At 64.0% G+C, this 24,015-nt stretch carries 22 protein-coding genes and 1 riboswitch; of the genes, 8 read left to right on the top strand and 14 right to left on the bottom strand.

Translation table 11 applies throughout. The annotated features are described in order from the left end of the window. Positions 1-3: 3 nt before the first annotated feature. The 6 genes from AC25MA_RS14670 to AC25MA_RS14645 form a co-directional block, all read right to left on the bottom strand. The gene (locus AC25MA_RS14670; RefSeq protein ID WP_486972143.1) at positions 4-696 is read right to left on the bottom strand and encodes a sensor histidine kinase; all 693 of its coding nucleotides are present in this window, start codon (positions 694-696) and stop codon (positions 4-6) included. Further along, positions 693-2,300 carry a response regulator gene (locus AC25MA_RS14665; RefSeq protein ID WP_182322469.1) on the bottom strand — a complete coding sequence of 536 codons (1,608 nt, stop codon included), beginning with the start codon at positions 2,298-2,300 and terminating at the stop codon, positions 693-695. The genes AC25MA_RS14670 and AC25MA_RS14665 overlap by 4 nt, the downstream gene beginning before the upstream one ends. 157 nt (positions 2,301-2,457) lie before the next feature. Then, on the bottom strand, positions 2,458-5,175 hold the full coding sequence (locus AC25MA_RS14660; protein WP_486972142.1) for a winged helix-turn-helix domain-containing protein: 2,718 nt from the start codon (positions 5,173-5,175) through the stop codon (positions 2,458-2,460). 222 nt (positions 5,176-5,397) lie between these two features. Continuing rightward, a complete protein-coding gene (locus AC25MA_RS14655) occupies positions 5,398-6,762 on the bottom strand; it encodes a DUF1329 domain-containing protein (protein ID WP_028689525.1) in 1,365 nt (454 codons plus the stop codon). Positions 6,763-6,787: 25 nt separating this feature from the next. Beyond that, positions 6,788-8,674 carry a DUF1302 domain-containing protein gene (locus AC25MA_RS14650; protein WP_062364621.1) on the bottom strand — a complete coding sequence of 629 codons (1,887 nt, stop codon included), beginning with the start codon at positions 8,672-8,674 and terminating at the stop codon, positions 6,788-6,790. Between the two features lie 331 nt (positions 8,675-9,005). Then, complete coding sequence (locus AC25MA_RS14645; protein ID WP_062364623.1) at positions 9,006-10,688, bottom strand: fatty acid--CoA ligase; 1,683 nt, start codon at positions 10,686-10,688, stop codon at positions 9,006-9,008. A gap of 189 nt (positions 10,689-10,877) precedes the next feature. Here AC25MA_RS14645 and AC25MA_RS14640 point away from each other — a divergent pair, with 189 nt between their 5' ends. The 3 genes from AC25MA_RS14640 (at position 10,878) to AC25MA_RS14630 (ending at position 13,728) form a co-directional block, all read left to right on the top strand. Then, positions 10,878-11,843 carry a 2-hydroxyacid dehydrogenase gene (locus tag AC25MA_RS14640; protein WP_486972141.1) on the top strand — a complete coding sequence of 322 codons (966 nt, stop codon included), beginning with the start codon at positions 10,878-10,880 and terminating at the stop codon, positions 11,841-11,843. A gap of 51 nt (positions 11,844-11,894) precedes the next feature. Then, positions 11,895-12,893: a methyltransferase gene (locus tag AC25MA_RS14635; RefSeq protein ID WP_028689701.1), complete on the top strand. Its 999-nt coding sequence runs from the start codon at positions 11,895-11,897 to the stop codon at positions 12,891-12,893. Between the two features lie 38 nt (positions 12,894-12,931). Continuing rightward, positions 12,932-13,053, top strand: a riboswitch (yybP-ykoY riboswitch). Between the two features lie 90 nt (positions 13,054-13,143). Further along, a complete protein-coding gene (locus AC25MA_RS14630; protein WP_182322530.1) occupies positions 13,144-13,728 on the top strand; it encodes a TMEM165/GDT1 family protein in 585 nt (194 codons plus the stop codon). A gap of 73 nt (positions 13,729-13,801) precedes the next feature. Here the strand turns inward: AC25MA_RS14630 and AC25MA_RS14625 are convergent, their stop codons facing one another. Beyond that, positions 13,802-14,617 (bottom strand): M48 family metallopeptidase, encoded by an 816-nt coding sequence (locus tag AC25MA_RS14625; protein ID WP_028689521.1) that lies wholly within the window; start codon positions 14,615-14,617, stop codon positions 13,802-13,804. 152 nt (positions 14,618-14,769) lie between these two features. Here AC25MA_RS14625 and AC25MA_RS14620 point away from each other — a divergent pair, with 152 nt between their 5' ends. Further along, the gene (locus AC25MA_RS14620) at positions 14,770-16,911 is read left to right on the top strand and encodes a methyl-accepting chemotaxis protein (RefSeq protein WP_486972140.1); all 2,142 of its coding nucleotides are present in this window, start codon (positions 14,770-14,772) and stop codon (positions 16,909-16,911) included. Positions 16,912-16,930: 19 nt separating this feature from the next. On the opposite strand, the gene AC25MA_RS14615 is transcribed toward AC25MA_RS14620, so the two are convergent. Genes AC25MA_RS14615 through AC25MA_RS14605 form a run of 3 tightly spaced genes read right to left on the bottom strand, consistent with a single transcriptional unit; the run spans position 16,931 to position 18,009 of the window. Beyond that, positions 16,931-17,551 (bottom strand): SOS response-associated peptidase, encoded by a 621-nt coding sequence (locus AC25MA_RS14615; protein WP_062364630.1) that lies wholly within the window; start codon positions 17,549-17,551, stop codon positions 16,931-16,933. A gap of 15 nt (positions 17,552-17,566) precedes the next feature. After that, positions 17,567-17,827, bottom strand: coding sequence for a putative signal transducing protein (locus AC25MA_RS14610; protein ID WP_028689518.1), 261 nt, complete (start codon positions 17,825-17,827; stop codon positions 17,567-17,569). Further along, positions 17,827-18,009 (bottom strand): CPXCG motif-containing cysteine-rich protein, encoded by a 183-nt coding sequence (locus AC25MA_RS14605; protein ID WP_010225771.1) that lies wholly within the window; start codon positions 18,007-18,009, stop codon positions 17,827-17,829. Before AC25MA_RS14605 ends, AC25MA_RS14610 begins: the two co-directional genes overlap by 1 nt. 125 nt (positions 18,010-18,134) lie before the next feature. On the opposite strand from AC25MA_RS14605, the gene AC25MA_RS14600 reads away from it, so the two are divergent. Continuing rightward, a complete protein-coding gene (locus tag AC25MA_RS14600) occupies positions 18,135-19,301 on the top strand; it encodes a 1-acyl-sn-glycerol-3-phosphate acyltransferase (RefSeq protein WP_028689517.1) in 1,167 nt (388 codons plus the stop codon). Positions 19,302-19,341: 40 nt separating this feature from the next. Here AC25MA_RS14600 and AC25MA_RS14595 read toward each other — a convergent pair whose 3' ends face one another. Beyond that, positions 19,342-19,602, bottom strand: a complete 261-nt coding sequence (locus tag AC25MA_RS14595; RefSeq protein ID WP_028689516.1) for a hypothetical protein — start codon at positions 19,600-19,602, stop codon at positions 19,342-19,344. A gap of 158 nt (positions 19,603-19,760) precedes the next feature. On the opposite strand from AC25MA_RS14595, the gene AC25MA_RS14590 reads away from it, so the two are divergent. Further along, the gene (locus tag AC25MA_RS14590; RefSeq protein ID WP_028689515.1) at positions 19,761-19,967 is read left to right on the top strand and encodes a hypothetical protein; all 207 of its coding nucleotides are present in this window, start codon (positions 19,761-19,763) and stop codon (positions 19,965-19,967) included. Between the two features lie 81 nt (positions 19,968-20,048). Here AC25MA_RS14590 and AC25MA_RS14585 read toward each other — a convergent pair whose 3' ends face one another. After that, the gene (locus AC25MA_RS14585) at positions 20,049-20,633 is read right to left on the bottom strand and encodes a YajG family lipoprotein (protein WP_182322463.1); all 585 of its coding nucleotides are present in this window, start codon (positions 20,631-20,633) and stop codon (positions 20,049-20,051) included. A 139-nt stretch (positions 20,634-20,772) separates the two neighbouring features. Here AC25MA_RS14585 and AC25MA_RS14580 point away from each other — a divergent pair, with 139 nt between their 5' ends. Together AC25MA_RS14580 and mqo are read left to right on the top strand one after the other, a co-directional pair. After that, the gene (locus AC25MA_RS14580; protein WP_028689514.1) at positions 20,773-21,006 is read left to right on the top strand and encodes a hypothetical protein; all 234 of its coding nucleotides are present in this window, start codon (positions 20,773-20,775) and stop codon (positions 21,004-21,006) included. A 605-nt stretch (positions 21,007-21,611) separates the two neighbouring features. Continuing rightward, on the top strand, positions 21,612-23,117 hold the full coding sequence (gene mqo, locus AC25MA_RS14575; protein WP_028689513.1) for a malate dehydrogenase (quinone): 1,506 nt from the start codon (positions 21,612-21,614) through the stop codon (positions 23,115-23,117). Positions 23,118-23,172: 55 nt separating this feature from the next. Here the strand turns inward: mqo and AC25MA_RS14570 are convergent, their stop codons facing one another. Continuing rightward, positions 23,173-23,463, bottom strand: coding sequence for a PA4642 family protein (locus AC25MA_RS14570; RefSeq protein ID WP_028689512.1), 291 nt, complete (start codon positions 23,461-23,463; stop codon positions 23,173-23,175). Between the two features lie 70 nt (positions 23,464-23,533). Next, positions 23,534-24,004 carry a hypothetical protein gene (locus AC25MA_RS14565; RefSeq protein ID WP_062364634.1) on the bottom strand — a complete coding sequence of 157 codons (471 nt, stop codon included), beginning with the start codon at positions 24,002-24,004 and terminating at the stop codon, positions 23,534-23,536. Between the last annotated feature and the right edge of the window lie 11 nt (positions 24,005-24,015).

Below are 24,015 nucleotides of genomic sequence, written 5' to 3'. Positions count from 1 at the left end.
ATCTCAAGGCAGGTACAACCGGAACAACCCGCCCCCCAGTGTCCCGCCATTGGCAATCTCGATCCGCCCGCATACCCCGTTGCGCTCGTGCAGCGCGGCAATTCGCGCGGCGAAGTACAGCCCCAGCCCGGTGCTGCCGCTCTGCGAGTCGATGCCCTGCACATAGTCGTGCTGGCGTTCGAGCATGCGCTGTGGATAACCGGCGCCGTCGTCGTTGACGCTGATCACCAGTTGCTCGCCCTCTTCCTCGATGCTGATCAGCAGGGCATGGCCGGCATAGCGGATGGCGTTGGTGAGCACATTGGCCACCACCGAGGCGACCAGTTCGCGGTCGAAGAAGCCCAGCGGGCTCTCGGTCTCGATGCGCCAGGTGGCAAGGATGTCGCGGTGTTTGATCACCTCTTCCTGGGCCGCCAGCTGGGCCTCGAGAAAGTCGTCCAGCTCGTGGTAGTCCGGGCAGATGGGCAGCTGGTTGACGCCCAGCTTGTACAGCCCCAGCAACTGCACGAGCATACCGTTCAGGTGGCTTAGCTCATGCTCCACCACACCCTGCTCGGTGCCGCCGCGCAGCGCTTCGGGCAGGCGCGCCAGCCATTGGCTGTGGGCATGGGTGAGCGCCGAGAGGGAGTTTTTCAGGTCGTGCACGGTGGAGGCGATCACCGTGGAGAAGTCCAGCCCCTGGTTGTCCTGGTTCATGCGCCGAAGACCCGGATGTGCAGTTTGCGGTAGCGGTCATAGCGACTGTCGCTGGCGGGAATGCCGGCCACGCTGGTGAGACAGTCGCGGCACTCCTGCATCAGTGCCGGCGTTGGCGTCTCGCCGCCGATACGCAGCAGGGCCTGGGCGGTGTTCAGGGCGATGCTGATGTTCTTCGGCTGCAGCGACAACGCCTTGCGGAACATGCCCAGCGCCTCGTTGAGCTGACCGCCCTGGTAGCTGCGCACACCCTGGCGGTTGAGGTCCACGGCTTCGGTCACCGCCCCCAGCACCAGCGGATCGTCGGTGAGCTTGGCGACGCTCTGCATGACCTTGGGGTCGTCGCCGTAGGTTTCCACACACCCCTTGAGGATCGAGGTACCCGCCGCGTCCTGGCCAAGTTGCTGCAGCTGCCTGGCCACCGTCAGCGCCGCCTCCACGGAGAAGAACTGGTCCATCTTCTCCAGACGCTGCATGGCCTGCTCAGTGAGCTTGGCGGCGGTTTCTGGATCGCCAGCCTGCTGCAGGCTGGCGGCCTTCATTAACCGCGCACGCACCTGCAGGCCCTGGTCCTCGACATTCTCCTTGGCCACCTCGCTGAGCACGGTGTTGATCTCGACCCGGGTACGGGCGTCGAGACCGTTGCCACTGTTCTTGTTCATCAACGCCTGGACCAACCCCAGGTTGCTCTCGGCGTCCTTGTAGCGCGAACTCTGCCCTTGGTTCACCGCATGGCGATAAGCCTTGGAGGCGCTTTCGAAGTCGGCGTTGTCCAGTGCCAACTTGCCCAGCGCGGCCTGGCGGCGCACGGCGAGCGGCGACAGGCGCACCGCCTCCTCGAGCATGTGCTGGGCACGCCGGGTCTCACCCTGGGCCACCAGCACCTCGGCCATGCCATCGTACAGGTTGGGCATGATCGGGAAGGCCTTGAGGGCCTGCTCGTAGACACCCTGGGCCTGGGCGTTCTGCCCGCGCTTGTGCAGCAGGCTGCCGAGCGCCGCGTAAACCCAGGGCTGCGGACGACTGGCAAGGATGTTCTTGAGAAACTTCTCCAGCTCCTCGAAGCGATTGAGATCGCGCAGTGCGTCAGCGCGGTAGCGCAGGCACAGCGGGGCGAAGCGCGGGTCTTTCTTGCACAACTCGGCACAGGCGGCGAGCACTTCGGCCGGACGGCTGCGGTCGAGGGCCTGGAGAATCGGCTTGAGCAGCGTCTTGCGCTGGGTCAGCTTCTCCAGGCGCTGGGCCAGGCCGACCCGGTTGAAGGGCTTGGTCAGGTAAGCGTCGGGCTCGTGCTCGATGGCACTGAGCACGATGGACTGGCTGCTTTCGGCGGTGACCATGATGAACACGCATTCATGGCTGATCAGCTTGTCGAGGATCAGGTCCTCGAGCACTTGCTGGCCGTTCTTCTTACCGTCACCCAGGTGGAAATCCTGGAGGATGAAGTCGTAACGCTTCTGCCCGCACATGCGCAGCGCCTGTTCGCCACTGTCGGCGGTGTCGACGTCCCGCACGCCCAGCTCGCGAAGCATCGAACGGGTCGAGGTTCGGAAGTCGGTGAAGTCGTCGACGATCAGAAAGCTTTTTTGCCCATACTGCAGCATCAACACGACCTGTATTGAAAAAGTGGGGAAGTGGCGCGTGGCGATGCATACCGCCGAGGTCTGTATCGGCAGCGGTTCGGGAAAGATGAGCCCGGAAAGGTAACGCCGAATGATGGCCTAAAGCCGCTATCTTAACGGCCGACCTCGCCTTAAGCCACTAGACCAGCAAGCCAAGGGTCTTGGCCCTGGCCACCGCCTGGGTGCGGCGCTCGACACCGAGCTTGCTGTTGATATGGCTGGCGTGGGTCTTGACCGTGTGCAGGGAGATGAACAGGCGCTCGCTGATCTGCTGGTTTGAACAGCCTTGGGCGATCAGTTCCAGCACGGCGAACTCACGGCTGCTCAGAGCCTCGGTGGCCCCCCCGCCGGTAGCCAGCGCCTGCGGCAGATGGGCCAGCAGATCGCTCTGCGCCGGGCAGGCCGCACGCCCCGTCAACTGCTCGCGCAGCCAGTGTGGCTGCTCTTCGATCAAGCGTTGGAAGGCCTGCAGGGCACCGCCCTGGGCCGCTTCCAGGGCAGATGCGAGCAACCTGGCCGCTTCGGCGTCACGCCCCTCGGCCAGCAGCAGGGCGATCAATTGGCACTGAGCGCTGACCACCAGCGTCATGCCACCGCTGGCCTGGCCCCGCTCGACCAGCGTGCGCAACCGCGCTTCGGCGTCACCGGGGCGGGCCAGCACCCGTTCCAGCAAGGCCTGCTGCAACTCGATGTGCAGTGGCAACAACGGGTGGAACTCCGGTGCGGCCGCAGGTTGCTCGCCACCATAGGTCTGCCCCAAGCGCAGCAGCCAGGACTCGGCCAGGTCCGTTCGGCCCTGGGCCAACCAAAGCTCGCACTTCACCAGGGTAATCATGGCTAGGTAGAAGATCGGCGGCACATCCCAGATATGCATCAGCCGCTCCGCCTCGGCCAGTTCCGAGAACGCTTCGGCAAAACGCCCTTCGCGACCGTCCAACGAGGCGATCACGCAATGCCCGATCAGGACGCTGATGTCGCGGCAGCTGCGCGCCTCGCTGAGCCCGGCGCGCAAGCGCGCACGGCCCTGGGCGCAATGCAGGCGGGCCGCCAGCAAGTAGCCCTCGTACAAGGTCAGGCGTGCGCGCACGGCATACAGGCGCTGCCCCGAAAGGCCCTGCAACCGCTGCAATCCTTGGCGCACTTCGTCCAGGGCTCGCAGCACCTCACCCCGGGCGTGCAGTACTCGCGCCCGATCGTAATGGGCCAGGGCCTCAAACAGCGGGTTGCCGACCCGTTGCGCCAATTCGAGTGCTTCGCGGTTCCAGCCCCGCGCTCGCCAGAAATCGCCATCGGCGATGGCCAGGTTCGACAGGGTCGACAGACACACCAGCCGCTGACCGTAGCGCTTGTTCGGCAAGCTCTGCAGCGCCTCGCCACAGTAGGCGAGTGTCCGCTCGCGATCGCCGCGGCCACGGGCGATGACCCCGCTAAGGGCCAGCCACTGGGCGAGCATCGACTTCTGTGCCGTGGCCGACGGTGCGGGCAGGAAGCGGCTCAGGTAGGCCGCCAGCTCCTCGGCGGCGTCCAGTTGGCAGGCCAAACCCAGGGCCCAGCTATACAGGACGATCAGCCTGGGCGTGCTGATCAACAAGCTGTCGGGCAGGTCCATCTTCCAGCGCAGCAGCATGCCGACATTCTGCTCCGCCAGCAGTTGCTCCTCGGACAGGCTCTGTACCAGGCCCGCCGCCACGTCCAGGTGGCCCGCGCGCAGGGCCTGCTCCACCGCTTCGTCCAGCAGGCCCTGCCGTTCGAACCAACGGCAGGCACGCAGGTGCAGCCCCGCCAGTGGCTCACAGGCCTGCCGGCTACGCAGCAGGTCGGAGAACAGGTGGTGATAGCGGAACCACAACCCATGCTCGTCGAGCGGCACCAGGAACACCTGGTGGGCCTGCAGATAGCTCAGGATCTCGCCGCTGTCATGGCGCTCGCGCAGGGCGTCACATAATTCGGCGCAGAAACGCTCCTGGCAGGCAGTCTCGTAGAGAAACGCCTGCACGGGGGCCGGCAGGATGTCGATGACTTCCTCCAGCAGGTAGTCGCGGATAAGCCCTTCGCCGCCATGCAGCGCCTGGGGCAAGGCGTGGTCCTCGCCGGACTCGCTGGCCGCCAGTTGCCAGAAACGCAGCCCTGCCACCCAACCGTCGCTGCGCTGGATCAGGTTGTCCAGGGCTTGGCCGCGCAAACCGGTGGGTTGGCGGCCGATCACGGCCAGCGCTTCATCGGGGGTCAGGCGCAGGTCCTGCTCGTTGAGTTCGACCAGTTGGCGCGATAGGCGCAGGCGCGCCAGGTGCCAGTCGGGCCGTTGACGACTGGTGACCAGCAGGGCCAACCCGGCCGGCAGATGGTTGAGGAAGAATTGCAGGCAACGATCGAGCACCGGCCCCTGGGCCAGGTGATAGTCATCCAGTACCAGCAGCAAGGGCGTGTCCGGTTGCAGGTAGAGCGCGAGTTCATCAAGCAGGCCGTCGAGCCACTCTTCGAAGGCGAAGGGTTGATGCCGTTGGCGCATCTTCAAAAGCCCCAGGGCCTGGCCGCCAAGTGCCGGGCAGAACTGCTGCAAGCCTTCGAGCAAGCGTTCGAGAAAACGCCCCGGATCAGCATCGCGCTGGCTCAAGCCAAGCCAGAGGCTGCGCCAGTGGCTGGGCAGCGCCTGGCAGAACTCAATGGCCAACGAACTCTTGCCAAACCCCGCCGGTGCGTTCACCAGTAACAGACGCCCCCCCAGGCCACTTTGCAGGCGCTGGCACAGGCGTGCTCTGGGGACGTGCGCTTCCGGCAGCGGCGGCCGGAAGAAACGCCCATCCAGCAGGCCCAAGGCCTGGCTGGCGACTCCGTGGGTACGGGACAGGTCTGTCATGGCCGGCTCGTTCTGATTGGAATAGGGCGGCGTAAGGGCTTGTTGCGAGACTAGCGGCAAACGCTGCGCATTTGAAGATGATGCAGGCGCTTTGCCCTAAAAAGACTACGACAAAAAGAAACAGCAGCGACAGGCCGCTCGACTTCACGCCCGCACAAACAGAAACGCCCCGGCTAGCCGGGGCGTTCTGGGAGATCAAACGGAGTTGCGACGACTGTCAGCTCAACGCACACCCGCCTGACGCAGGGCTGCCGGTTGGAAATCGGCCTTGCTGGCGCTGAAGCCGAAGTTGTAGGCGCTCTTCTCTTCGTTCTTCATACCCAGGGCCAGGTAGCGGCCCGACTGCAGGTCGTAGATGGCCTCCAGGGTGTACCAGGGTACCTGCACGTTGTAGTACGGCTGGGCGTGGGCCTCGGAAACGCGCCACAACTGGTTGCGACCGTCGTACTGGTCGATCACCGCAGCCTGCCAGGTGTCCTCGTCGATGTAGAAGTCACGCTTGGCATAGATGTGGCGCTGACCCGGCTTGAGGGTGGCAACCACGTGCCAGACGCGGCGCAGCTCGTAACGCGACAAGTCCTGGTTGATGTGCCCGGCCTTGATGATGTCGCTGTACTTGAGCTTCGGATCGTCCAGCTTGTAGGCGTTGGAGGCGATGTACATCTCCTTCTTGCCTTCGAGCTTCCAGTCGTAACGGTCCGGCGCGCCGTTGTACATGTCCAGGTTGTCGGAGGTGCGCAGGCCGTCGGCGGCAGTACCCGGGCCGTCGTACGACACTTGCGGCGCCTGGCGCACACGGCGCTGGCCGGCGTTGTAAATCCAAGCCTTGCGCGGCTCCTTGACCTGGTCGAGCGTCTCGTGGACCAGCAGTACGGTCCCGGCCAGCCGCGCCGGGGCGGTCACTTCCTGCTTGAAGTAGAACAGAATGTTGCCCGGGTTGGCCGGATCGTAGTCCTTCATCTTGTCGCGGAACACGAACTGGTCCTGGAAATACACCAGGCTGTACGAGCCGTTCTGCTGCGGGGTGGCCTGGGTGACCAGGCGGGTCACGCTGCCACCACGGTAGCGGGTGATGTGGTTCCAGATCACCTCCAGGCCATCCTTGGGGATCGGGAACGGCACGGCGGTGCGGAAGTTCTCCAGGCCGTTGCCGCCGGCGACCAGGGTGGTCTTGGTGGCGTTTTCCTTGATCGCGGCGAACACATCGTCCGGTACCGTGGAGCCGCGGTGGGTCTTGTACACCGGGATCTTGTAGGTGTCCGGATAGCGCTTGAGCATCGCCAGCTGGCCAGGCGAGAGCTTGTCCTTGTATTGGTCGGCGTTCTGCGCAGTGATGGTGAACAGGGGTTTCTCGCTGCCGTAGGGGTCGGACAGGAAGCCCTTCGCATCGACGCTGCCGGCGCTCTTGGACAGCGGCTCCCACGGGCCGATCGAGCCATCGGCGTTACCAGCCTTCTCCGCGCCCATCGGTGTCAGTGTGGAGCCCAGCTTGGCCGCTTCGGTGGCGGAAACCGCAGCCATGACGCTGGTTGCCAGCAGGGACATGCCCAGTACACCGGCTTGCAGCAGACGTGTGGTCATTTTCATTGTGTGTCGTCCTGGATCAGGTTTCTTAGAAGTTCACGCCGAAGCTGAGGGCGACAAAGTCGCGGTCATCCACGGTGGTGTACTTGCCATCGAAGAAGTTGGTGTACGACAGGCTCGCCGTGTAGGTGTTCTGGTACTCGGCGTCCAGGCCAAGGCTGACCGCCTTGCGGCCTTCCTCGAAGTTGCCGCCTGGGCCAGGGGAGTAACCCGAAACGTCGTGGGACCAGGCCACGCTGGGCTTGAGGTTGACCCCTGCGAAGACGTCGTTGTAATCCCAGATGGCGCGCGCACGATAGCCCCACGAGGTGCTGGTAGTGAAACCGTCACCCTCGCAATTGCGCGTCAGGTTGGCAGACGAACTGCCCAACCCGGAGCCACCGATGGTGCTCGTGTTGAGCAGACGGCAGGCATTGCCAGGCAGGTCACCCGGGCCGTAGACCGGGTCGCGACCATAACGGGCCTTGTCACGGCTCTCCAGGCCACCGACGTGGGTGACACCGACTTCACCGACAAGGGTCATGCGGCTGGCACCCATGACCTGGTCGAAGAAGTGGGTGAAGGTGGTCTGAAACTGGGTGATTTCCTTGCGTTTGTAACCGTGAAGGTCTTCTCCTGGCTGGCCGTTCAGTACCGAAGCATTGCCGAACAACGGCCCCCCCAGTGGTTTTACACCAGCAAACAGGATGTCAGTACTGTTCAATTGCACAGGCGCGTTGGGGCGGTAGCTGATCTCGCCGCTCCAGGCGGTGCCGGTGGGCAAGGTGGTGGAGAAGCTGAGCCCGTAGAGACGGATGTCTTCCGGATACTCGACGAAGTATTGCGAGTTACCCGCCACGATCAGCGGCGCGAGTGACCGCAATGCCGCTGGCAGCGCAGCTGCGCGGGCAAAGGTCGCACGCGAGGCACCGGTGGCACTGAAGATAGGTGCGCGGCTGTGGTAGTTCATGAAGTACGCGCCGAACTCGGTGTCCAGCGGCTCGTACATGTAGCGGAACGCGACGCCCCATTGACCACTGTCACGAGCGTCACGGTCGGCGCCACGGCGAACCAGCACGCCCTCCTCGTTGTAGTTGACACCATTGGCGGCCAACACTCCCCGCGCTGCTGCTGGCAAGGCATTGAGGGTACGGCTGCTGTTCAGCACACGCAGGTTGTCGGTGCAACCGTCGGCGATGATGTCGGGCTGGGAGAAGAAGGTGCCGCAGTTGTCGACGACCGTCTGATCCCATTCGATCTGGTAGAAGGCCTCGGCCGACAGGTTGTCGGTCAGACTCTGGGAGACATAGAACATGTTGACCGGGATCAGGCCTTCCTTGATCTCGGAACCCGGACGTCGGAACGCGGATACATCAATCGGGTTGATCGAGTTGATACCGCCGCCGATGAAGGTGCTCTCACCCCAGCTCACGACCTGCTTGCCCAGGCGCACCGAGCCCGGCAGATCGGCAATGGAGTAGTTGTGATAGACGAAGGCGTCGAGCAGTTCAGCGCCCGAGGACTTGGCGCCTTCCTTGCGGTTGGAGTCACTGATGTCCTTGAACTCGCGGTTTTCATCCTTGAGCTCGAAGTCGTACCAGTACTTGCCGCGAACGAACACGCCAGTGTCGCCGTACTTGAGTTCCAGGTCGTGGATGCCCTTGAAGATCTTCGAGAAGGTCTCGCCCTTCTTGAAGTTCAGGTGACCATCGTCAGAGGTCTGGGACAGGCCGTTGCCGCCGTTGTTGACCCCGATGAGGTTCTTGTTGGGGTTGGCAGTCGACCAGCTGGCGCCAACGGAGAGCGACGAGTCGAACTGGCCTTCGATTTCACCGATGTTGAAGCTGACCGCGAAAGCAGGACTTGCGAGCGTAGAAGCGAGGCTGACGGCCAGGGGCAGTTTCGCCCGGCGCCAGAACAGGTTTGCAGATGTCATCGACGCTACTCCATGTACTTTTTTGTTATGGCAGTGAGTCCTTTCAGAAACGGCTCGAGCGCCTGGTGAAGCAGGCTCCTGCCCGTGGCACCGCGCATTGGCGCGTGGTGCCCTCCCCCATTCCTGAAAATCCCCTGACCCGACTATAGCCAGCGGTCACAGGTGCTTGATCCCTCTAAAGTGTGATTTGCGCGTCCTGCTTGCGGCCCACCCCGATCGGCCGGCCTGCGCGCTGGCAGTGCTCAAGCATGGCTCAATTCTAGCGATTGACAAGGCGACATGCTGTCTAGCCTGCGGGGTCGCGCTGGAAAACGCGCGCCCCGCGCCTGGGTTACAAGGTGGAAAGGAACGCGCTGTTACTGGCCTGCCACTGGCTGATATCCACGCGGATACGCTTCTTGTCGAGCTTGCCAACACTGGTCTTGGGAATTTCAGTAACAAGGGCGATCTGGCTGGGAATCGCCCACTTGTTGATGTGCCCTTGTTCGACGAAAGGCTTGAGGTGTTCCTTGAGCGCACGGGCATCGATGCTCTGCCCCTCACGCACCACCAGCAGCGCGAACGGGCGCTCGCCCCACTGAGGGTCGGGGACCCCGACTACCGCCACCTCACGCACCGACGGGTGCCGGCTGACCAGATCCTCAAGGTCGAGCGAAGAGATCCATTCGCCACCGGTCTTGATCACATCCTTGATGCGGTCGCGGATGTCGATAAAGCCCATGCCGTCCAGGGTGGCGACATCGCCGGTATGCAGCCAGCCACCCTGCCAGAGCTCCTCGCCCTTCTCCGGCTCGCGGAAGTAGCCCATGGTCAGCCAGGGCGCGCGCAGCACCAGCTCGCCCTGGGTTTCGCCATCGGCGGGCAGGAAGTTGCCACTGCCATCGACGATGGCGGCTTCGACCAAAGGCACCGGTACGCCAGCCTTGATCCGGTAACTGGTGCGCTCATCCTCGCTGCCGGCCTGCAACTCGTCGTTCAGGTGCGCGGCGCTGATCAGCGGGCAAGTCTCGGACATGCCATAGGCGGCGGTGAGCTGGATGCCGCGAGCCAGCGCCGCCTGGTACAGGGCCCGGTTGAGCGCACTGCCGCCGATGATGATCTTCCAGCCGCCAAAATCCTGGCCGGCCGCCGACGGGCAGTTGAGCAGCATCTGCAGGATGGTCGGCACGCAGTGGGAGAAGGTGACCTTTTCCTCGCGCCACAGCCTGATCAGCATGTCCGGCTCGTAGCGCCCCGGGTAGACCTGCTTGATGCCCATCATGGTCGCCGCGTAGGGGATGCCCCAGGCGTGCACGTGGAACATCGGCGTGATCGGCATGTAGACGTCGTTGCTGCTCAGCAGCCTGACGCTGTCCAGGCTGCCCAGAACCGAGGTTTCGGCCAGGGTGTGCAGCACCAGCTGGCGATGGGTGAAGTACACCCCCTTGGGATTGCCGGTGGTGCCGGTGGTGTAGAAGGTGGTGGCTACCGAATTCTCGTCGAAGTCAGGGAAGTCGTACTGCGGGCTGGCCGCGGCCAGCAGGAGCTCGTACTCGCCCACCAGGTTCGGCAGGTCGGCGGTCTTGTCCGGGCCATCGGTCAGCAGCAGGGTCTTGTCGACCGTGGTCAGTTGCCCGGCAATGGCCTGGTAGAGGCCGATGAAATCGCTGTTGACCAGCACGAAACGGTCTTCGGCGTGGTTCATGGTGTAGAGAATCTGCTCGGGCGACAGGCGCACGTTGATGGTGTGCACCACCGCGCCAATCATCGGGATGGCGAACATGCACTCCAGGTAACGGTGACTGTCCCAGTCCATCACCGCCACGGTGTCACCGGCCTTCACACCGGCCGCGGTCAACACGTTGGCCAGGCGGGCGATGCGCTCGTTGAGCTGCGGGTAGGTAAGGCGGACCTGGTCGCGGTAGACGATCTCGCGGGTCTTCTCGTAGCGGCTGCCGGACATCAGCAGGCGCTTGATCAGCAACGGGTATTCGTAGGCGCCCTCGGCGGGCTTGATGATGCGAGTCTGCAACATGGGTATCCCTTTTCTTCAATACGGGCAGAACGGTTCAGTAATCCACTGTAGTTCGGTGACGCACCGGTCAAATCAGCCGAAGGAATGATTTGCGCCCGCGAGGTATGAGTGCGGACAGCACCGTTGACGAATGGCGCCGGCGGACCAGACACTGCGTTGATGCCCGCCGCCCTACCACCGGAGCCCCCGATGCCCAGCCCACGTCGCGCCGTGTTTCTCGATCACCAGTCACTGGACCTGGGTGACCTCGACCTTTCACCGCTGCAGGCGCAGTTCGATGAACTGCAACTGTGCGCCACCACCACTGCCGATCAGGTCGCCGAACGCCTGCAAGGCACCACGGCGGTGATCAGCAACAAGGTGATGCTCGATGCCGCCACACTGGCCGCCGCCCCTGACCTCAAGCTGATCCTGGTGGCCGCCACCGGCACCAACAATGTCGATCTGGCCGCCGCCCGAGCCCAGGGCATCACCGTGTGCAACTGCCAGGGCTACGGCACGCCGTCGGTGGCCCAGCACACCCTGGCCCTGCTGCTGGCCCTGGCCACGCGCCTGTGCGACTACAACCAGGCGGTCAAGGCCGGGCAGTGGGCCAAGGCCAGCCAGTTCTGCCTGCTGGACTTCCCCATCGTCGAGCTGGAGGGCAAGACCCTCGGCCTGCTCGGGCATGGCGAGCTGGGCGGCGCGGTGGCGCACCTGGCCGAGGCGTTCGGCATGCGCGTGCTGAGCGGGCAGATTCCCGGCCGGCCCGCCCGCGCCGATCGCCTGCCGCTGGACGAACTGCTGCCACAGGTCGATGCCCTGACCCTGCACTGCCCGCTCAACGAGCAGACCCGGCACATGATCGGCGCCAACGAACTGGCCCTGCTCAAGCCGGGGGCACTGGTGGTCAACACCGCCCGCGGCGGGCTGATCGACGAACAGGCCCTGGCCGATGCCCTGCGTATCGGCCACTTGGGCGGCGCCGCCACCGATGTGCTGAGCGTCGAGCCGCCGGCCGAGGGCAACCCGCTGCTGGCGGCGGACATCCCGCGCCTGATCATCACCCCGCACAGCGCCTGGGGCGCGGTGGAATCGCGCCAGCGCATCGTCAGCCAGTTGGCCGAGAACGCCCAGGCCTACTTCGCCGGCCAACCGCGGCGAGTGGTCGGCTGATCCGCCGACGCCTCTGCTACACTGCGCCACTTTTTTCAGGAGGCGTCGTCCATGGACCCGCGCAGTGAAGTGTTGCTCCGCCAGGCAGAGCTGTTCCAAGGCCCGCTGCTGATCGCCGGGGCCCAGGCCGACGGCCTGCTCGGCCAACTGCCCGGCGCCCATGGCTGGACCTGGCATGCCGGCGACCAGGCGCTGCTCGAGAGCCGCTTCGCCGGGCGTAGCCACTATGGTGTCGAAGTGCCCGAGGTGGCCTTCGACTCCGCCGTGCTGTTCCTACCCAAGTCCCGCGAGCTGGCCGCCTACCTGCTCAACGCCCTGGCCTCGCGCCTGGGTGGTCGCCAGCTGTACCTGGTGGGGGAAAAGCGCGGCGGCATCGAAGGCGCGGCCAAGCAACTGCAGGTGTTCGGCAAACCGCGCAAGCTCGACAGCGCCAGGCACTGCCAGCTGTGGCAGGTAACCGTGGATAACCCCCCTGGGGCCACGCCACTGGAAAGCCTGGCCGAACGCTTCGAACTGCCGCTGGCCGATGGTCCGCTGCAAGTCATCAGCCTGCCCGGGGTGTTCAGCCATGGGCGCCTGGACAAGGGCACCGCGCTGCTGCTGGACCACCTCGACGGCCTGCCCAACGGCCATGTCCTGGACTTCGGCTGCGGCGCCGGCGTGCTCGGCGCCACGATCAAGCGCCGTTATCCGCAGAGCCGGGTCACCTTGCTCGATGTCGATGCCTTCGCGGTCGCGGCCAGCCGCCTGACCCTGGCGGCCAATGGCCTGGAAGGCGAGGTGATCAGCGGCGACGGCATCGATGCCGCGCCGTCGGATCTGGACCTGATCCTGAGCAATCCGCCGTTCCACACCGGTGTGCACACCGACTACCAGGCATCGGAAAACCTGCTGAAAAAATCAGGCGAACATCTGCGAAAAGGCGGAGAAATGCGGCTGGTAGCCAACAGTTTCCTGCGCTATCAACCACTCATCGAAGGCGCCCTGGGCAATTGTGAAATCCGAGCCGAGGCACAAGGCTTTCGCATCTACCGGGCGACGCGTGGATAAAAACAGGGCTTGCCGAAAGCGTTTCGCCTAGGCAGAATCCGCTCCGTCCTAGGGGAGTAGTCTCCCGCGAGCACCCTGCTCGCCCGGTACGCGTCAACACACTTGGCCCACAGGCCATGGCGCGTGCGACCCACGATCTGCGCAGACAGATCCAGGGTTTGACAAGACCTATGACACGCACACCTTACCCGGGGCGGGGAGGCTGTACGTGTCATAGCCGTGTCGACCCGCCCCCGTAGGAATCCTGATGCTGGAATCGTTGCTCGTCCCCACCGCCATCGTTGCCCTCGCCGAAATCGGCGACAAGACGCAATTGCTCGCGCTCATCCTCGCCGCACGCTTTCGCAAGCCCTGGCCGATCATCGCCGGGATCATCGCCGCGACCCTGGCCAACCATGCCGCCGCCGGCGCCGTGGGCGCCTGGGTCAGCAGTTTTTTCACCGAGTCGGTGCTGCACTGGATTCTTGCCGCGAGCTTCACCGCCACCGCGCTGTGGACACTGGTACCGGACAAGATGGACGATGACGAAACCAGCAACGCGCGCCGCTTCGGGCCGTTCGTCACCACGCTGATCGCCTTCTTCCTCGCCGAGATCGGCGACAAGACCCAGGTGGCCACGGTGATGCTGGCCGCCCAGTATCCGCACCTGATCATGGTCATCATCGGCACCACCCTGGGCATGCTGATTGCCAACGTCCCGGTGGTCCTGGCGGGTAACTTCGCGGCGGAGAAACTGCCGCTGACGCTGATCCGTCGCCTGGCGGCGACCGCGTTCATCGTGCTGGCCATCGTCGCGGTGTATTCGGCGATGAAGACCAGTGGCTGGATTGGCTGATCGCGCAGGGGACTTTATCCCTCGTGGGAGCGGCGGTGCGCCGCTCCCACGTTTTGCATGCAACCCCGGCGGCTTACTGCTTGGCCGCTTGATACAACGGCATCACCTTCGGAATCGCCGCCTGCAGCGAAGCGATCCGGCTGCTCGACGCCGGGTGGGTGCTCATGAACTCCGGCGGCGCCCCCTCGGACGCCTTGCTCATCTTGTTCCACAAGGTGATGGCGGCGTTCGGGTCGTAGCCGGCGCGGGCAGACAGTTCGAGGCCGATCAGGTCGGCTTCGTTCTCGTTGGCCCGGCTGTTGGGCAGGGTCATGGCGTAGTTCACCACGGTATCGGCCATGGCCATGCTGTCCTGGCCCAGGCCGAAGATCGCGCCGGCGCCCTGGCGGGCCATTTCCACGCCATAGGCCTTGGACATCGCTTCACGGCTGTGCTCGCGCAAGGCGTGGGCAATCTCGTGGCCCACCACCGCGGCAATCTCGGCGTCTGTCAGCTTGAGCTGGTCGATCAGGCCGGTGTAGACGATGATCTTGCCGCCCGGGCCGCAGTTGGCGTTGAGCTCGTCGCTCTTGATCACGTTGACTTCCCAATTCCACTGCGCGGCATCCGGCCGAAACTGTGGTGCCTGGGCAATCAGACGCTTGGCAATGGCCTGCACGCGCTTGGCATCATTGCTTGTTTTGTCCAGCACGCCCTTGCTCGACGCCTCGCCGAGGGTCTGCTGGTAGGACTGGGCGTACATCTGGTTGACCTCATCGGTCGAGAGCATGCTGAACATGTACTGCTGGCGCTGGACGCCCACGGCACCGCCACTGGTGGTATTGACCGCCTGGCAACCGCCGAGCAGGACGCTGGCCGTCAGCATGCTGACAACGAATGACTTACGCATGAAAACACTCCCTATTTACGTGCCGCGTATCCTAGGCCCAGACGTCCGCGCCTGCCAGAGCCACAGGTAAGATTTCTGACAATCCCCTCATGCTTTGGTATTAGCCCGCCGATAACACTCGGTAACGACCTCCTTGCGCGCGGAGCTTTGCCATGAAGTTCAAGTCGATCCAGTTTTCCGTGGCCGCCCTGGCCGGTGCCATCGTGCTGAGCATTGTCGCGGCCCTGGTGCTGTACGCCGTGTATTCGGGGCAGCGGACCCAGACGCTGGTACAACAGCGCACGCAGCAGCAGTTCGAGACGGTCATCGAACAACGCCTCTCGGCCCTGGCCCGCACCCAGGTCAGCGAGATCCAGCGCGGCCTGGAAGCGCCCCTGGCGATCGCCCGCGGCCTGGCCACCGGCAATGCCATGCTCGGCATGCAGGGCGCCGACGGCCAGCCACTGATGCGCGTCGATCGCGAACACCTGATCAACCAGCTCAAGCGCACCGTGGAGGTCAACCCGAGCGTGCTGGGCGCCTACCTGGGCTGGGAGCCGAACGCCCTCGACCATGCCGATGGCCGCTACGTCGGCAGCCACCTGGTGGGTATCGACAGCGCCAGCGGGCGCTTCCTGCCCTGGTGGTTCCGCAATGGCGACGGTAGCCTCGGCCAGGACAAGCTGGCCGATGTCGACGACCGCACGGTGCTCGCCACCGGCGTGCGCGCCAGCGAGTACTACCTGTGCCCCAAGGAGTCGAAAAAGGCCTGCGTGATCGATCCCGCGCCCTATAAAGTGGGCGACAAGATGGTCATGCTCGCCTCTTTCGTCGAGCCGATCATGATCGACGGCCAGTTCCAGGGCATGGCCGGCGCCGACCTGTCGGTGAACTTCATCCAGGACCTGCTCAATGCCGCCGACCGCCAGCTCTATGAAGGTGCCGGTGAACTGGCGCTGGTCTCCAGCAACGGGCGCCTGGTGGCCTACACCCGCGATCCGGCCAAGTTCGGTGAAAAGGCCGGCGACGTGCTGGACAGCGACGAAGCCAACACCCTCAATAACCTGAGCGGCGAGGCGCTGCACTATGAAGTGGACGCCACCAAGGACCGCATCGAGCTGTACCTGCCATTCAAGATCGCCGGCACCGACGCACGCTGGACTTTGCTGCTGGAGCTGCCGCTGAGCACGGTCATGGCCGACGTCAACCGCCTGCAGCAGGACCTGGCCGAACAGCGCCGCACCGATATCGCCGGTATGACCGTGGTCGGCCTGGGCATCGCCGCGCTCGGCCTGCTGGTGATCTGGCTGCTGGCCCTGGGCATTGCCCGCCCGCTCAAGCAGATGGTGAGCATGCTCGACGACATCGCCCAGGGCGAAGGCGACCTGACCCGGCGCCTGCAAAGCGACCGGGCCGACGAACTGGGCGCCATCGCCAAGGGCTTCAACACTTTCCTGGCCAAGTTGCAGGCGATGATCAGCCAGGTGGTCAGTTCGGTACAGAAAGTCAGCGACTCGTCGGAACACACCGCCGACATTGCCATCCGCACCAGCCAGGGCGTGCACAAACAGATGGCCGAGATCGACCAGGTGGCCACCGCCGTGCACGAAATGACCGCCACTGCCCAGGACGTGGCGCGCAATGCCACGCAGGCGGCACAGGCCGCCAGTGAAGCTGACCGCGCCGCCAACCAGGGCCTGGACATCGTCCGCGATACCTCGCACTCGATCAGCGAGCTGGCCACCGAGATCGGTCGCGCCGTGACCGTGGTCCAGGACCTGGCCCGCGACAGCGAGAACATCAACGCCATCCTGGTGACCATCCGCGCCATCGCCGAGCAGACCAACCTGCTGGCGCTCAACGCCGCCATCGAGGCGGCCCGGGCCGGCGAGCAGGGCCGCGGTTTCGCGGTAGTCGCCGACGAGGTGCGCAACCTGGCGCAGAAGACCCAGCAGGCCACCCAGGAAATCCAGCAGATGATCCAGCAACTGCAGCTGGGCACCCGCGAAGTGGTCAAGGTGATGGAAGACAGCCAGGGCAAGACCGACATCAGCGTGCAGCAGGCCAGCCGCGCGGCCGAGTCGCTGGCCAGCATCACCCAGGCGGTTTCGGTGATCAACGACATGAACACGCAGATCGCCAGCGCCGCCGAGGAACAGAGCGCCGTGGCCGAGGACATCAACCGCAATGTGATCAACATCGGCCAGGTGGCCGGCGAAGTGGCAGGTGGCGCCGATGAGTCGAGCCAGGCCAGCGCCGAGCTGACCAAGCTGGCCGAGCAGCAGCGGCGGTTGATCAATCAGTTCAGGGTTTGATCCCCGGGCGCGCCGCCACCTAGGCCGGAGTCAGGCACTCCGGCCCATTGAGCTTCGGATCGTTGACGAAATTCGCCAGCGCCCGCTCACGCAACACCGTTGGCGGCTTGGCCAGCAACTCGTGCAGCCTCGCCATCGGTGTTTCGGGGTCCAGCCACAGCGCCTGCTCGGCCTCGTCCAGAATCAGCGGTCGGCGCTGGTTCATCGCCGCTTGCGTCACCACCGCGCAACTCAGCCATGCCTGCTCCTGCACCGGGTAAACCTCCCACAGCGCGGCGAAGAACAGCGACGCCCCCTCCCCCGGCGTTACCCAGTACGGACGCTTGCGCGCCGTGCCGCGCCATTCGTAGAAGCCGTTGGCCGGCATCAGGCAGCGCCGCTGACGCAACGGCTCGCGAAACATCGGCTGCTCGGCGAGGGTCTCGGCACGGGCCTGGGCCGGGGTGCGGGACAGGTCGGTGAGCCAGGCCGGAGTCAGTCCCCAGCGCGCACCGGCCAGCTGCAGCTGGCCGTCGAGCTGGCGCTGGATCAGCACCGTGGCACCGGGCGAAATGTTCCATTGAGCCTGCTGGCCCGCAGGGAAGCCCGGCAAGCCGGCGAAGCTCTGGGACCAGCGAAACAGGGCGTAGCGTCCACACATGGGCGAAATCAAAACCTAGCAGATCAGGGTTCCGGGATAACTCTCCGGTTCGTCGCCGGCAAGCGGCTGGGCGGCATTGTACGCATCGATCAACTGCCGTGCGTACCCGGCCTGCTCGTCCGGTACCGCCAGCCCCAGCAAACCGTGCATCGGCAACTCGCCCACGGCGCCCATCAGGTCGCGCCCGACCAAGTGCACGTCGATGCCCTCGCTGGCCAGCATGCCCACCAGCATCTGCGCCTCCAATAGGCTTTCCGGGTCATAGATCCGTTGCATCAATCGTTCTCGCCATAGACATCGAGCATCCACTCCTCGCCATGCACCTGCAGCACGAAGCGGATAGGCTTGCAGCACACCTGGCAGTCCTCGATGTATTCCTGGTCGCCGCCGGACAGGTCCACCGTGGTTTCGACTTCTTCGCCACAATAAGGGCAATCGTAGATCGCAGTTTCCAGCATCGCGGCCTCCGGAGTGACTTGTGCGTATAATTGCCGGTCTGTTTACAGGGTCAGTGTGCGTCCGAGCCGTTTTTCGGAGCCCGCCCCTACCTAATTACCCTAGCCGTTTCCAACAAGAGAGCATGATGGGCGAATTCGATGCCATCCGACCGTACGACGACGCTGAGGTCCCTGCCGTTCTGGCACGCCTGCTCAGCGACCCGGCATTCCTCGATATCCTCACCCACTTCCGCTTCCCGCGCGCCGCGGGCGCCTTCGGCTGGCTGCTCAAACCGCTGATCGCCCGGCGCCTGCGCAAGGAATTCGCCGGCGTAAGCTGCGTGTCCACGCTGCAGGACAAGGTCGAGTACTACGTCGACCGCACCATCGACCGCGCCACCGATGGCGTCACCTACACCGGCGTCGAACAGCTCAAGTCGGGTACCGCCTACCTGTTCCTGGCCAACCACCGCGACATCGTCATGGACCCGGCCTTCGTCAACTACGCGGTGTACCACGCCGGCCTGCCGACGCCGCGCATCGCCATCGGCGATAACCTGCTGCAAAAGCCATTCGTCAGCGACATGATGCGCCTGAACAAGAGCTTCATCGTGCACCGCTCGATCAGTGGCCGCCGCGAGAAGCTGGCCGCCTATCAGTTGCTCTCGGCCTACATCAACCACTCGATCCGCAACGATTGCGTGTCGATCTGGATCGCCCAGGCCGAAGGCCGCGCCAAGGACGGTGACGACCGTACCGATTCGGCGATCCTCAAGATGTTCCACATGAGCCGCAAGGACGAGCCGTTCGGCGCGGTGATCCAGGGCCTGAACCTGATCCCGGTGTCGATCAGCTACGAATACGACCCCTGCGACCAGGCCAAGGCCCGCGAGCTTTATATCCGCGCCACCACCGGCAGCTACACCAAGGCGCCGGGCGAGGACGACAACAGCATCGCCCAGGGCATCACCGGCTACAAAGGTCGGGTACACATCAACTTCGCCCCACCGGTGAGCGACTATCACGAGGACACCAAGCAACTGGCCCAGGCCATCGACCGGCAGATCCTCGGCGGCTACCGGCTGTTCCCCGTGCACTACCTGGCCTATGCGATGTGGGCGCAGAAGGACGCGACGCTCGAGGTGCCGAGCGCGGAAAAAATCTTCCCGGCCGACGAACTGGCCAAGGCGAAGGAAGAATGGCAGCGTCGGCTGGACGCATGCCCCGTAGAGCATCAGCCGTACCTGGTACAGCAGTATGCGACGCCGGTACGTAACCAGTATCAGGTGAAGCGTCAGCCGGCATCGGCCTGACAAAACGCTTTGTCGAAGCGGGCGTGCCCGCTCCGACAAATCAGATCCAGGTACTGAACCAGGACAGCAGCAAGGCCATCGCCAGGCAGCAGAAGCCCAGGATGTAGTAATAGCGCGGCACCCGCTGCTCGAGGCCTTCAACCACGCCTTCATCCACCGCCAGACGCTCCCGGCTCAGCGCCTCGCGACGCCGGGCGCTGTGCAGCAGCAGCCCGCCAGGGCAGGTAATGAGCAGGGCCAGCAGGTTGATCAGCTTGGCCGGATGGGCGGCCAGGAAGCCCCAGAGCATTTGCAACGACATTGCGCGACCTCGGCATCACGTACGGCAAAGCCCGGCATTCTACTCAAGCCCGGGATCGGTGCCGCCACTTTACGACCAGCTGTCATTTAATTTCATCTGTCACACGCTCGTCATGAGGGCAGGCCACCCTGTCGGCCTCTACCGAACCGGAGCTTGTCATGCTGCACGCCGAGAACCAGGACCGCCTCTACCTTGTCGCCCAGAGCGACGAGCAGCAGGCGCTGATCGACGGTTTCGCCATCAATGTCCAGGACCGCCAGTGGCTGGTGTATTGCGCGCTGGGCGGGCATGCCCATCAGGACCTGCCTGAGGTCGACCCATATACCGGGATCAGCCTGCTGGACTTCAATGTACAGGCTGCCTGAGCCGCGAATACGTACGCGAAGATAATAAAAAAACCCGCCGCCTGGATGACCGGGCGGCGGGTTTTGTTCTTTACAGAAGCCTTACTCGCCCAGCACCTGGCCGACGGTCGGGTCCTTGAACAGACGGGTCAGGGCATCGCTGAGCACATCGCTCACCAGCTTGGTGTTGGTTTCCTGGTTCGGCGCCATGCCGAAGCGCTGGTCCAGCGAAGCACCGTAGCGGCCGCTGTAACGACGGTTGGCGTTGGACACGTCGGCACGGAAGGTGGCGCCGATGGTCGCCTCGGTCACGTACATTTTGTCCTTGGGCGACTGGTACTTGAGCTCGGCCAGGGTCACAGTCAACTGCGGCGCGTTGTAGGCGTTGGGCGTCGGGGTGAAACCGAGCAGGCGCACCGCCGCCTCGGCCTGGGCCTGCAGCTTTGGCAAGACATCGTTGCCATTGACGGTGATGGTGCTGGTCTCGGGGTACATGCCACCGCGAGTGCCGAGCGACTGCGAGGCGCGCCCGTCGACGACCTTGACCACCACCGGCTGGCCGTGGCCGACCGGGGCCAGTTGCTGGGTAAGCTTGGGTTGCGGGCTGAGTTGCTGCGGGCTGTGGGCACAACCGGCCAGGCTCAGGCTGGCCACCGCGAACAAACCGACCAACAGACGTTGCAACATGCGCGTTTCTCCAGAAAAAGCGGCAAAGGCCCACAGTATACCCAGCGGTAAGCCACAAACAGCAACTGCCCCTGTGTCACAATCGTTTCATGCCCCCCGGTTACTCTGGCGCCAGCCCTCACACACAGGACTGACCGCCATGGCCTCGCTCTGGACCCTGCTCTTCCACCGCCCGCGCCACGCCACCTACGCCCGCCTCGACAGCGACGGCATCTGCCTCGGCTTCAAGCACTGTGCCACGCCACCGGGCAACGGCGGCTGGGTGCAGGTGAACGAGGCGCAACTGGCCTGGCTCGGCCGTCCGCTGCCAGCCAACGCCCGGGTTTGCGCCCATGCAACGCAGCGTTGGCAGCAACGCACCCTGTCGGCCTGACAAACGCTGCAATAAAAACCCAACAAGTACGCCCTTTCCGCCCGCGACATCGTTATAATCTCCCCCCGATTATAAGGACGTCTCCTGATCGGGCCCCGCATTCGCCGCTTGACCCCGGCACCCTCGACGCTTCGCCCACAGAGAGCCTTCCACTCAGGTCTTGCATTGGCTGTCGTGCCTGCTGTTTCCGGCCTTCTGCTTCGCATGAACCTGCGGGTTGCCATCGCGCAGTCCACTTTTGAGGTTCACGACTCCAAAAGAGCGTGAAAAAACGGTTTTTCACAACTTCACGAGAGTGTGGCGAGCAAATGAACAGTCTGGCATGTGCAAGAGCGGCAGATGTGTCCCGAACAGCCCTGAACAGACGGCAAAAACGCTCATCCCCGATGAGCCTCTGAGGCCGGTCCATAACGCACGACGGAGCACTTGACCATAAGTCGAATTGCCGCACCCGTGGCAAAGGGCGTTCAATAGCCGAACACCCAAGACTGATTGGCGGTGTCCGCGGAAGTTGCAAGAACTGCGAAGAGTCGGACATGGCGATCCTGGCCACCCCAGGGATCCTATGCTGTCAATTAGGTGCTGTAGATTGTGGAGACGCGTTAATGGCGCAGAACGAATCGGTTGATGTGGTACTGGTAGGCGCGGGCATCATGAGTGCCACCCTGGCCGTACTGCTCAAGGAGCTCGACCCGACCCTGAAGCTTGAGGTCATCGAGGCGATGGACTCCGGGGCCGCGGAAAGTTCCAACCCTTGGAACAACGCCGGTACCGGCCATGCCGGACTGTGCGAGCTGAATTACACCCCGCAGGCTGCCGATGGCAGCATCGACATCAAGAAAGCCGTGCACATCAACACCCAGTTCGAGGTTTCGCGCCAGTTCTGGGCGTACCTGAGCAGGAAAGGCAACTTCGGCTCGCCACGTGCTTTCATCAACCCGGTTCCGCACCTGAGCTACGTCGAGGGTGACAAGGGTATCGACTTCCTCAAGAAGCGTTTCGAGCTGCTCAAGCAGCACCACGCCTTCTCGGAGATGGAATACACCGAAGACAAGGCCGTGATGAACGATTGGATGCCGCTGATGATGCCGGGCCGCCCGGCGGACCAACGCATCGCCGCGACCCGCGTGATGAAGGGTACCGACGTCAACTTCGGCGCCCTGACCAACAAGCTGCTCAAGCAACTGGGCAACAGCCCGGACGCCCAGGTCAAGTACAGCAAGAAGGTCGTCGGCCTGCGTCGCAACGGCAGCGGCTGGACCGTGAGCATCAAGGACGTCAACAGCGGCGGCAGCCGCGAAGTCGACGCCCGTTTCGTCTTCCTCGGCGCCGGCGGCGCGGCCCTGCCGTTGCTGCAGATGTCCGGCATCCCGGAGAGCAAAGGTTTCGGTGGCTTCCCGGTCAGCGGCCAGTGGCTGCGCTGCGACAACCCGGAAATCGTCAAGCAGCACCAGGCCAAGGTTTACAGCCAGGCCGCAGTAGGCGCCCCGCCGATGTCGGTTCCGCACCTGGACACCCGCGTGGTCGATGGCAAGAAATCGCTGCTGTTCGGCCCATACGCCGGCTTCACCACCAAGTTCCTCAAGCACGGTTCGCTCATGGACCTGCCACTGTCGGTGCGCATGGGCAACATCGGCCCGATGCTGGCGGTGGCCCGCGACAACATGGACCTGACCAAATACCTGGTGAGCGAAGTGATGCAGTCGATGGAACAACGCCTGGAATCGCTGCGCCGCTTCTATCCCGAGGCCAAGGCCGAGGACTGGCGTCTGGAAGTGGCCGGCCAGCGCGTGCAGATCATCAAGAAGGATCCGAAGAAAGGCGGCATCCTGCAGTTCGGCACCGAGCTGGTCTCGGCCCAGGACGGCAGCCTGGCGGCGCTGCTTGGCGCATCCCCAGGCGCCTCGGTGACCGTGTCGATCATGCTAGAGCTGATCGAACGCTGTTTCCCTGAGCAGGCCAAGGGTGCCTGGGCCGCCAAGCTCAAGGAAATCTTCCCGGCCCGCGAGAAGCTCCTGGCCAGCGATGCCGCCCTATACCACAAGATCAGCGCCGACAACGACGAGGCACTGGAACTGGTGGAAAGCAGCCCGGCCAAGCATTACGCCTGATCCGGCCAAAACGAAAAAACGCCCCTCGGGGCGTTTTTTTGTGCCTGGACCTCTATCAGCCCCGGGCGTTATCGATGATCTCGATGTACTCCGGCGCATTGCGCTGGTCGGCGATCACCTCGACGAAGGTCTTGCCGTGCTCGTCCTTGCCGTCCAGGTCATAACCAGCCGCGACGAAGAAGCCCACATAACGCTCGAAATCATCGATGCGCAGGCCACGATAACCCTTGATCAGCTTGTGATGCGACGGCGAGGTCAGGCCATCGGCCGGCTCGAACTGCAGGAACGTCTTGATGTACTCGTCGCTGATCTCGTCACCAATCACTTGTTTCTTGTCTTTACGCATCGCCGACTCCAACTGGACCATCACGGACATTTTCGAAGGCCGGCAGTTTACCCCCCGAAACCTGCGGCCCTCAACGCGTACGTACGGTACCGGTGTGCAGGTCGGCCCAGATGTGGCCATTGGCGTAGGTGAGGAACTGCACGTACAGGGTTTCGTTGCGCAGAAGGTCCATGATCACCCGGTAGTCGGCCATCGGGTAGTTGAGGGTCAGGGTCCGGCTCTTGTCGTCATAGGCCGGCTTTTTCAAGCTCTTGCCGCCTTCGCCATCGAAGTTGAGCAACACCTGAGCGATGGTAGAACCCTTGCTCAACGGCTTGCCCTTCAGGCGCATCTGCAAGGACGAAGTGATCGGAATCGGTTGCTGGTCGGACTGGCGCTGGGTGCCCACCACCACGCTGTAGTCGGTGACCTGCAGCAGTTGCTGGCTGGCCGGAGCCTCCTGGCGCAGGGAGAGGTCGTCGGGCGGGAGGAACTGGCTGTGCAGCGGCGCAGCGGAAAGCGGCAGGCTTACCGCCAACAGGAGGGGAATGAACGCACGCATGTGGGGCTCCT

Source organism: Pseudomonas sp. P65(2024) (genome assembly GCF_057480955.1).
The sequence above is the reverse complement of the archived record's forward strand: the minus strand, read 5'-3'. Positions and strand labels throughout refer to the sequence as shown.

What these genes read in the sequence shown, in the direction of transcription:
- AC25MA_RS14670 (WP_486972143.1), bottom strand. Translation starts at nt 696, where the DNA reads ATGAACCAGGACAACCAGGGGCTGGACTTCTCCACGGTGATCGCCTCC.
- AC25MA_RS14665 (WP_182322469.1), bottom strand. Translation starts at nt 2,300, where the DNA reads ATGCTGCAGTATGGGCAAAAAAGCTTTCTGATCGTCGACGACTTCACC.
- AC25MA_RS14660 (WP_486972142.1), bottom strand. Translation starts at nt 5,175, where the DNA reads ATGACAGACCTGTCCCGTACCCACGGAGTCGCCAGCCAGGCCTTGGGC.
- AC25MA_RS14655 (WP_028689525.1), bottom strand. Translation starts at nt 6,762, where the DNA reads ATGAAAATGACCACACGTCTGCTGCAAGCCGGTGTACTGGGCATGTCC.
- AC25MA_RS14650 (WP_062364621.1), bottom strand. Translation starts at nt 8,674, where the DNA reads ATGACATCTGCAAACCTGTTCTGGCGCCGGGCGAAACTGCCCCTGGCC.
- AC25MA_RS14645 (WP_062364623.1), bottom strand. Translation starts at nt 10,688, where the DNA reads ATGTTGCAGACTCGCATCATCAAGCCCGCCGAGGGCGCCTACGAATAC.
- AC25MA_RS14640 (WP_486972141.1), top strand. Translation starts at nt 10,878, where the DNA reads ATGCCCAGCCCACGTCGCGCCGTGTTTCTCGATCACCAGTCACTGGAC.
- AC25MA_RS14635 (WP_028689701.1), top strand. Translation starts at nt 11,895, where the DNA reads ATGGACCCGCGCAGTGAAGTGTTGCTCCGCCAGGCAGAGCTGTTCCAA.
- AC25MA_RS14625 (WP_028689521.1), bottom strand. Translation starts at nt 14,617, where the DNA reads ATGCGTAAGTCATTCGTTGTCAGCATGCTGACGGCCAGCGTCCTGCTC.
- AC25MA_RS14620 (WP_486972140.1), top strand. Translation starts at nt 14,770, where the DNA reads ATGAAGTTCAAGTCGATCCAGTTTTCCGTGGCCGCCCTGGCCGGTGCC.
- AC25MA_RS14615 (WP_062364630.1), bottom strand. Translation starts at nt 17,551, where the DNA reads ATGTGTGGACGCTACGCCCTGTTTCGCTGGTCCCAGAGCTTCGCCGGC.
- AC25MA_RS14610 (WP_028689518.1), bottom strand. Translation starts at nt 17,827, where the DNA reads ATGCAACGGATCTATGACCCGGAAAGCCTATTGGAGGCGCAGATGCTG.
- AC25MA_RS14605 (WP_010225771.1), bottom strand. Translation starts at nt 18,009, where the DNA reads ATGCTGGAAACTGCGATCTACGATTGCCCTTATTGTGGCGAAGAAGTC.
- AC25MA_RS14600 (WP_028689517.1), top strand. Translation starts at nt 18,135, where the DNA reads ATGGGCGAATTCGATGCCATCCGACCGTACGACGACGCTGAGGTCCCT.
- AC25MA_RS14595 (WP_028689516.1), bottom strand. Translation starts at nt 19,602, where the DNA reads ATGTCGTTGCAAATGCTCTGGGGCTTCCTGGCCGCCCATCCGGCCAAG.
- AC25MA_RS14590 (WP_028689515.1), top strand. Translation starts at nt 19,761, where the DNA reads ATGCTGCACGCCGAGAACCAGGACCGCCTCTACCTTGTCGCCCAGAGC.
- AC25MA_RS14585 (WP_182322463.1), bottom strand. Translation starts at nt 20,633, where the DNA reads ATGTTGCAACGTCTGTTGGTCGGTTTGTTCGCGGTGGCCAGCCTGAGC.
- AC25MA_RS14580 (WP_028689514.1), top strand. Translation starts at nt 20,773, where the DNA reads ATGGCCTCGCTCTGGACCCTGCTCTTCCACCGCCCGCGCCACGCCACC.
- mqo (WP_028689513.1), top strand. Translation starts at nt 21,612, where the DNA reads ATGGCGCAGAACGAATCGGTTGATGTGGTACTGGTAGGCGCGGGCATC.
- AC25MA_RS14570 (WP_028689512.1), bottom strand. Translation starts at nt 23,463, where the DNA reads ATGCGTAAAGACAAGAAACAAGTGATTGGTGACGAGATCAGCGACGAG.
- AC25MA_RS14565 (WP_062364634.1), bottom strand. Translation starts at nt 24,004, where the DNA reads ATGCGTGCGTTCATTCCCCTCCTGTTGGCGGTAAGCCTGCCGCTTTCC.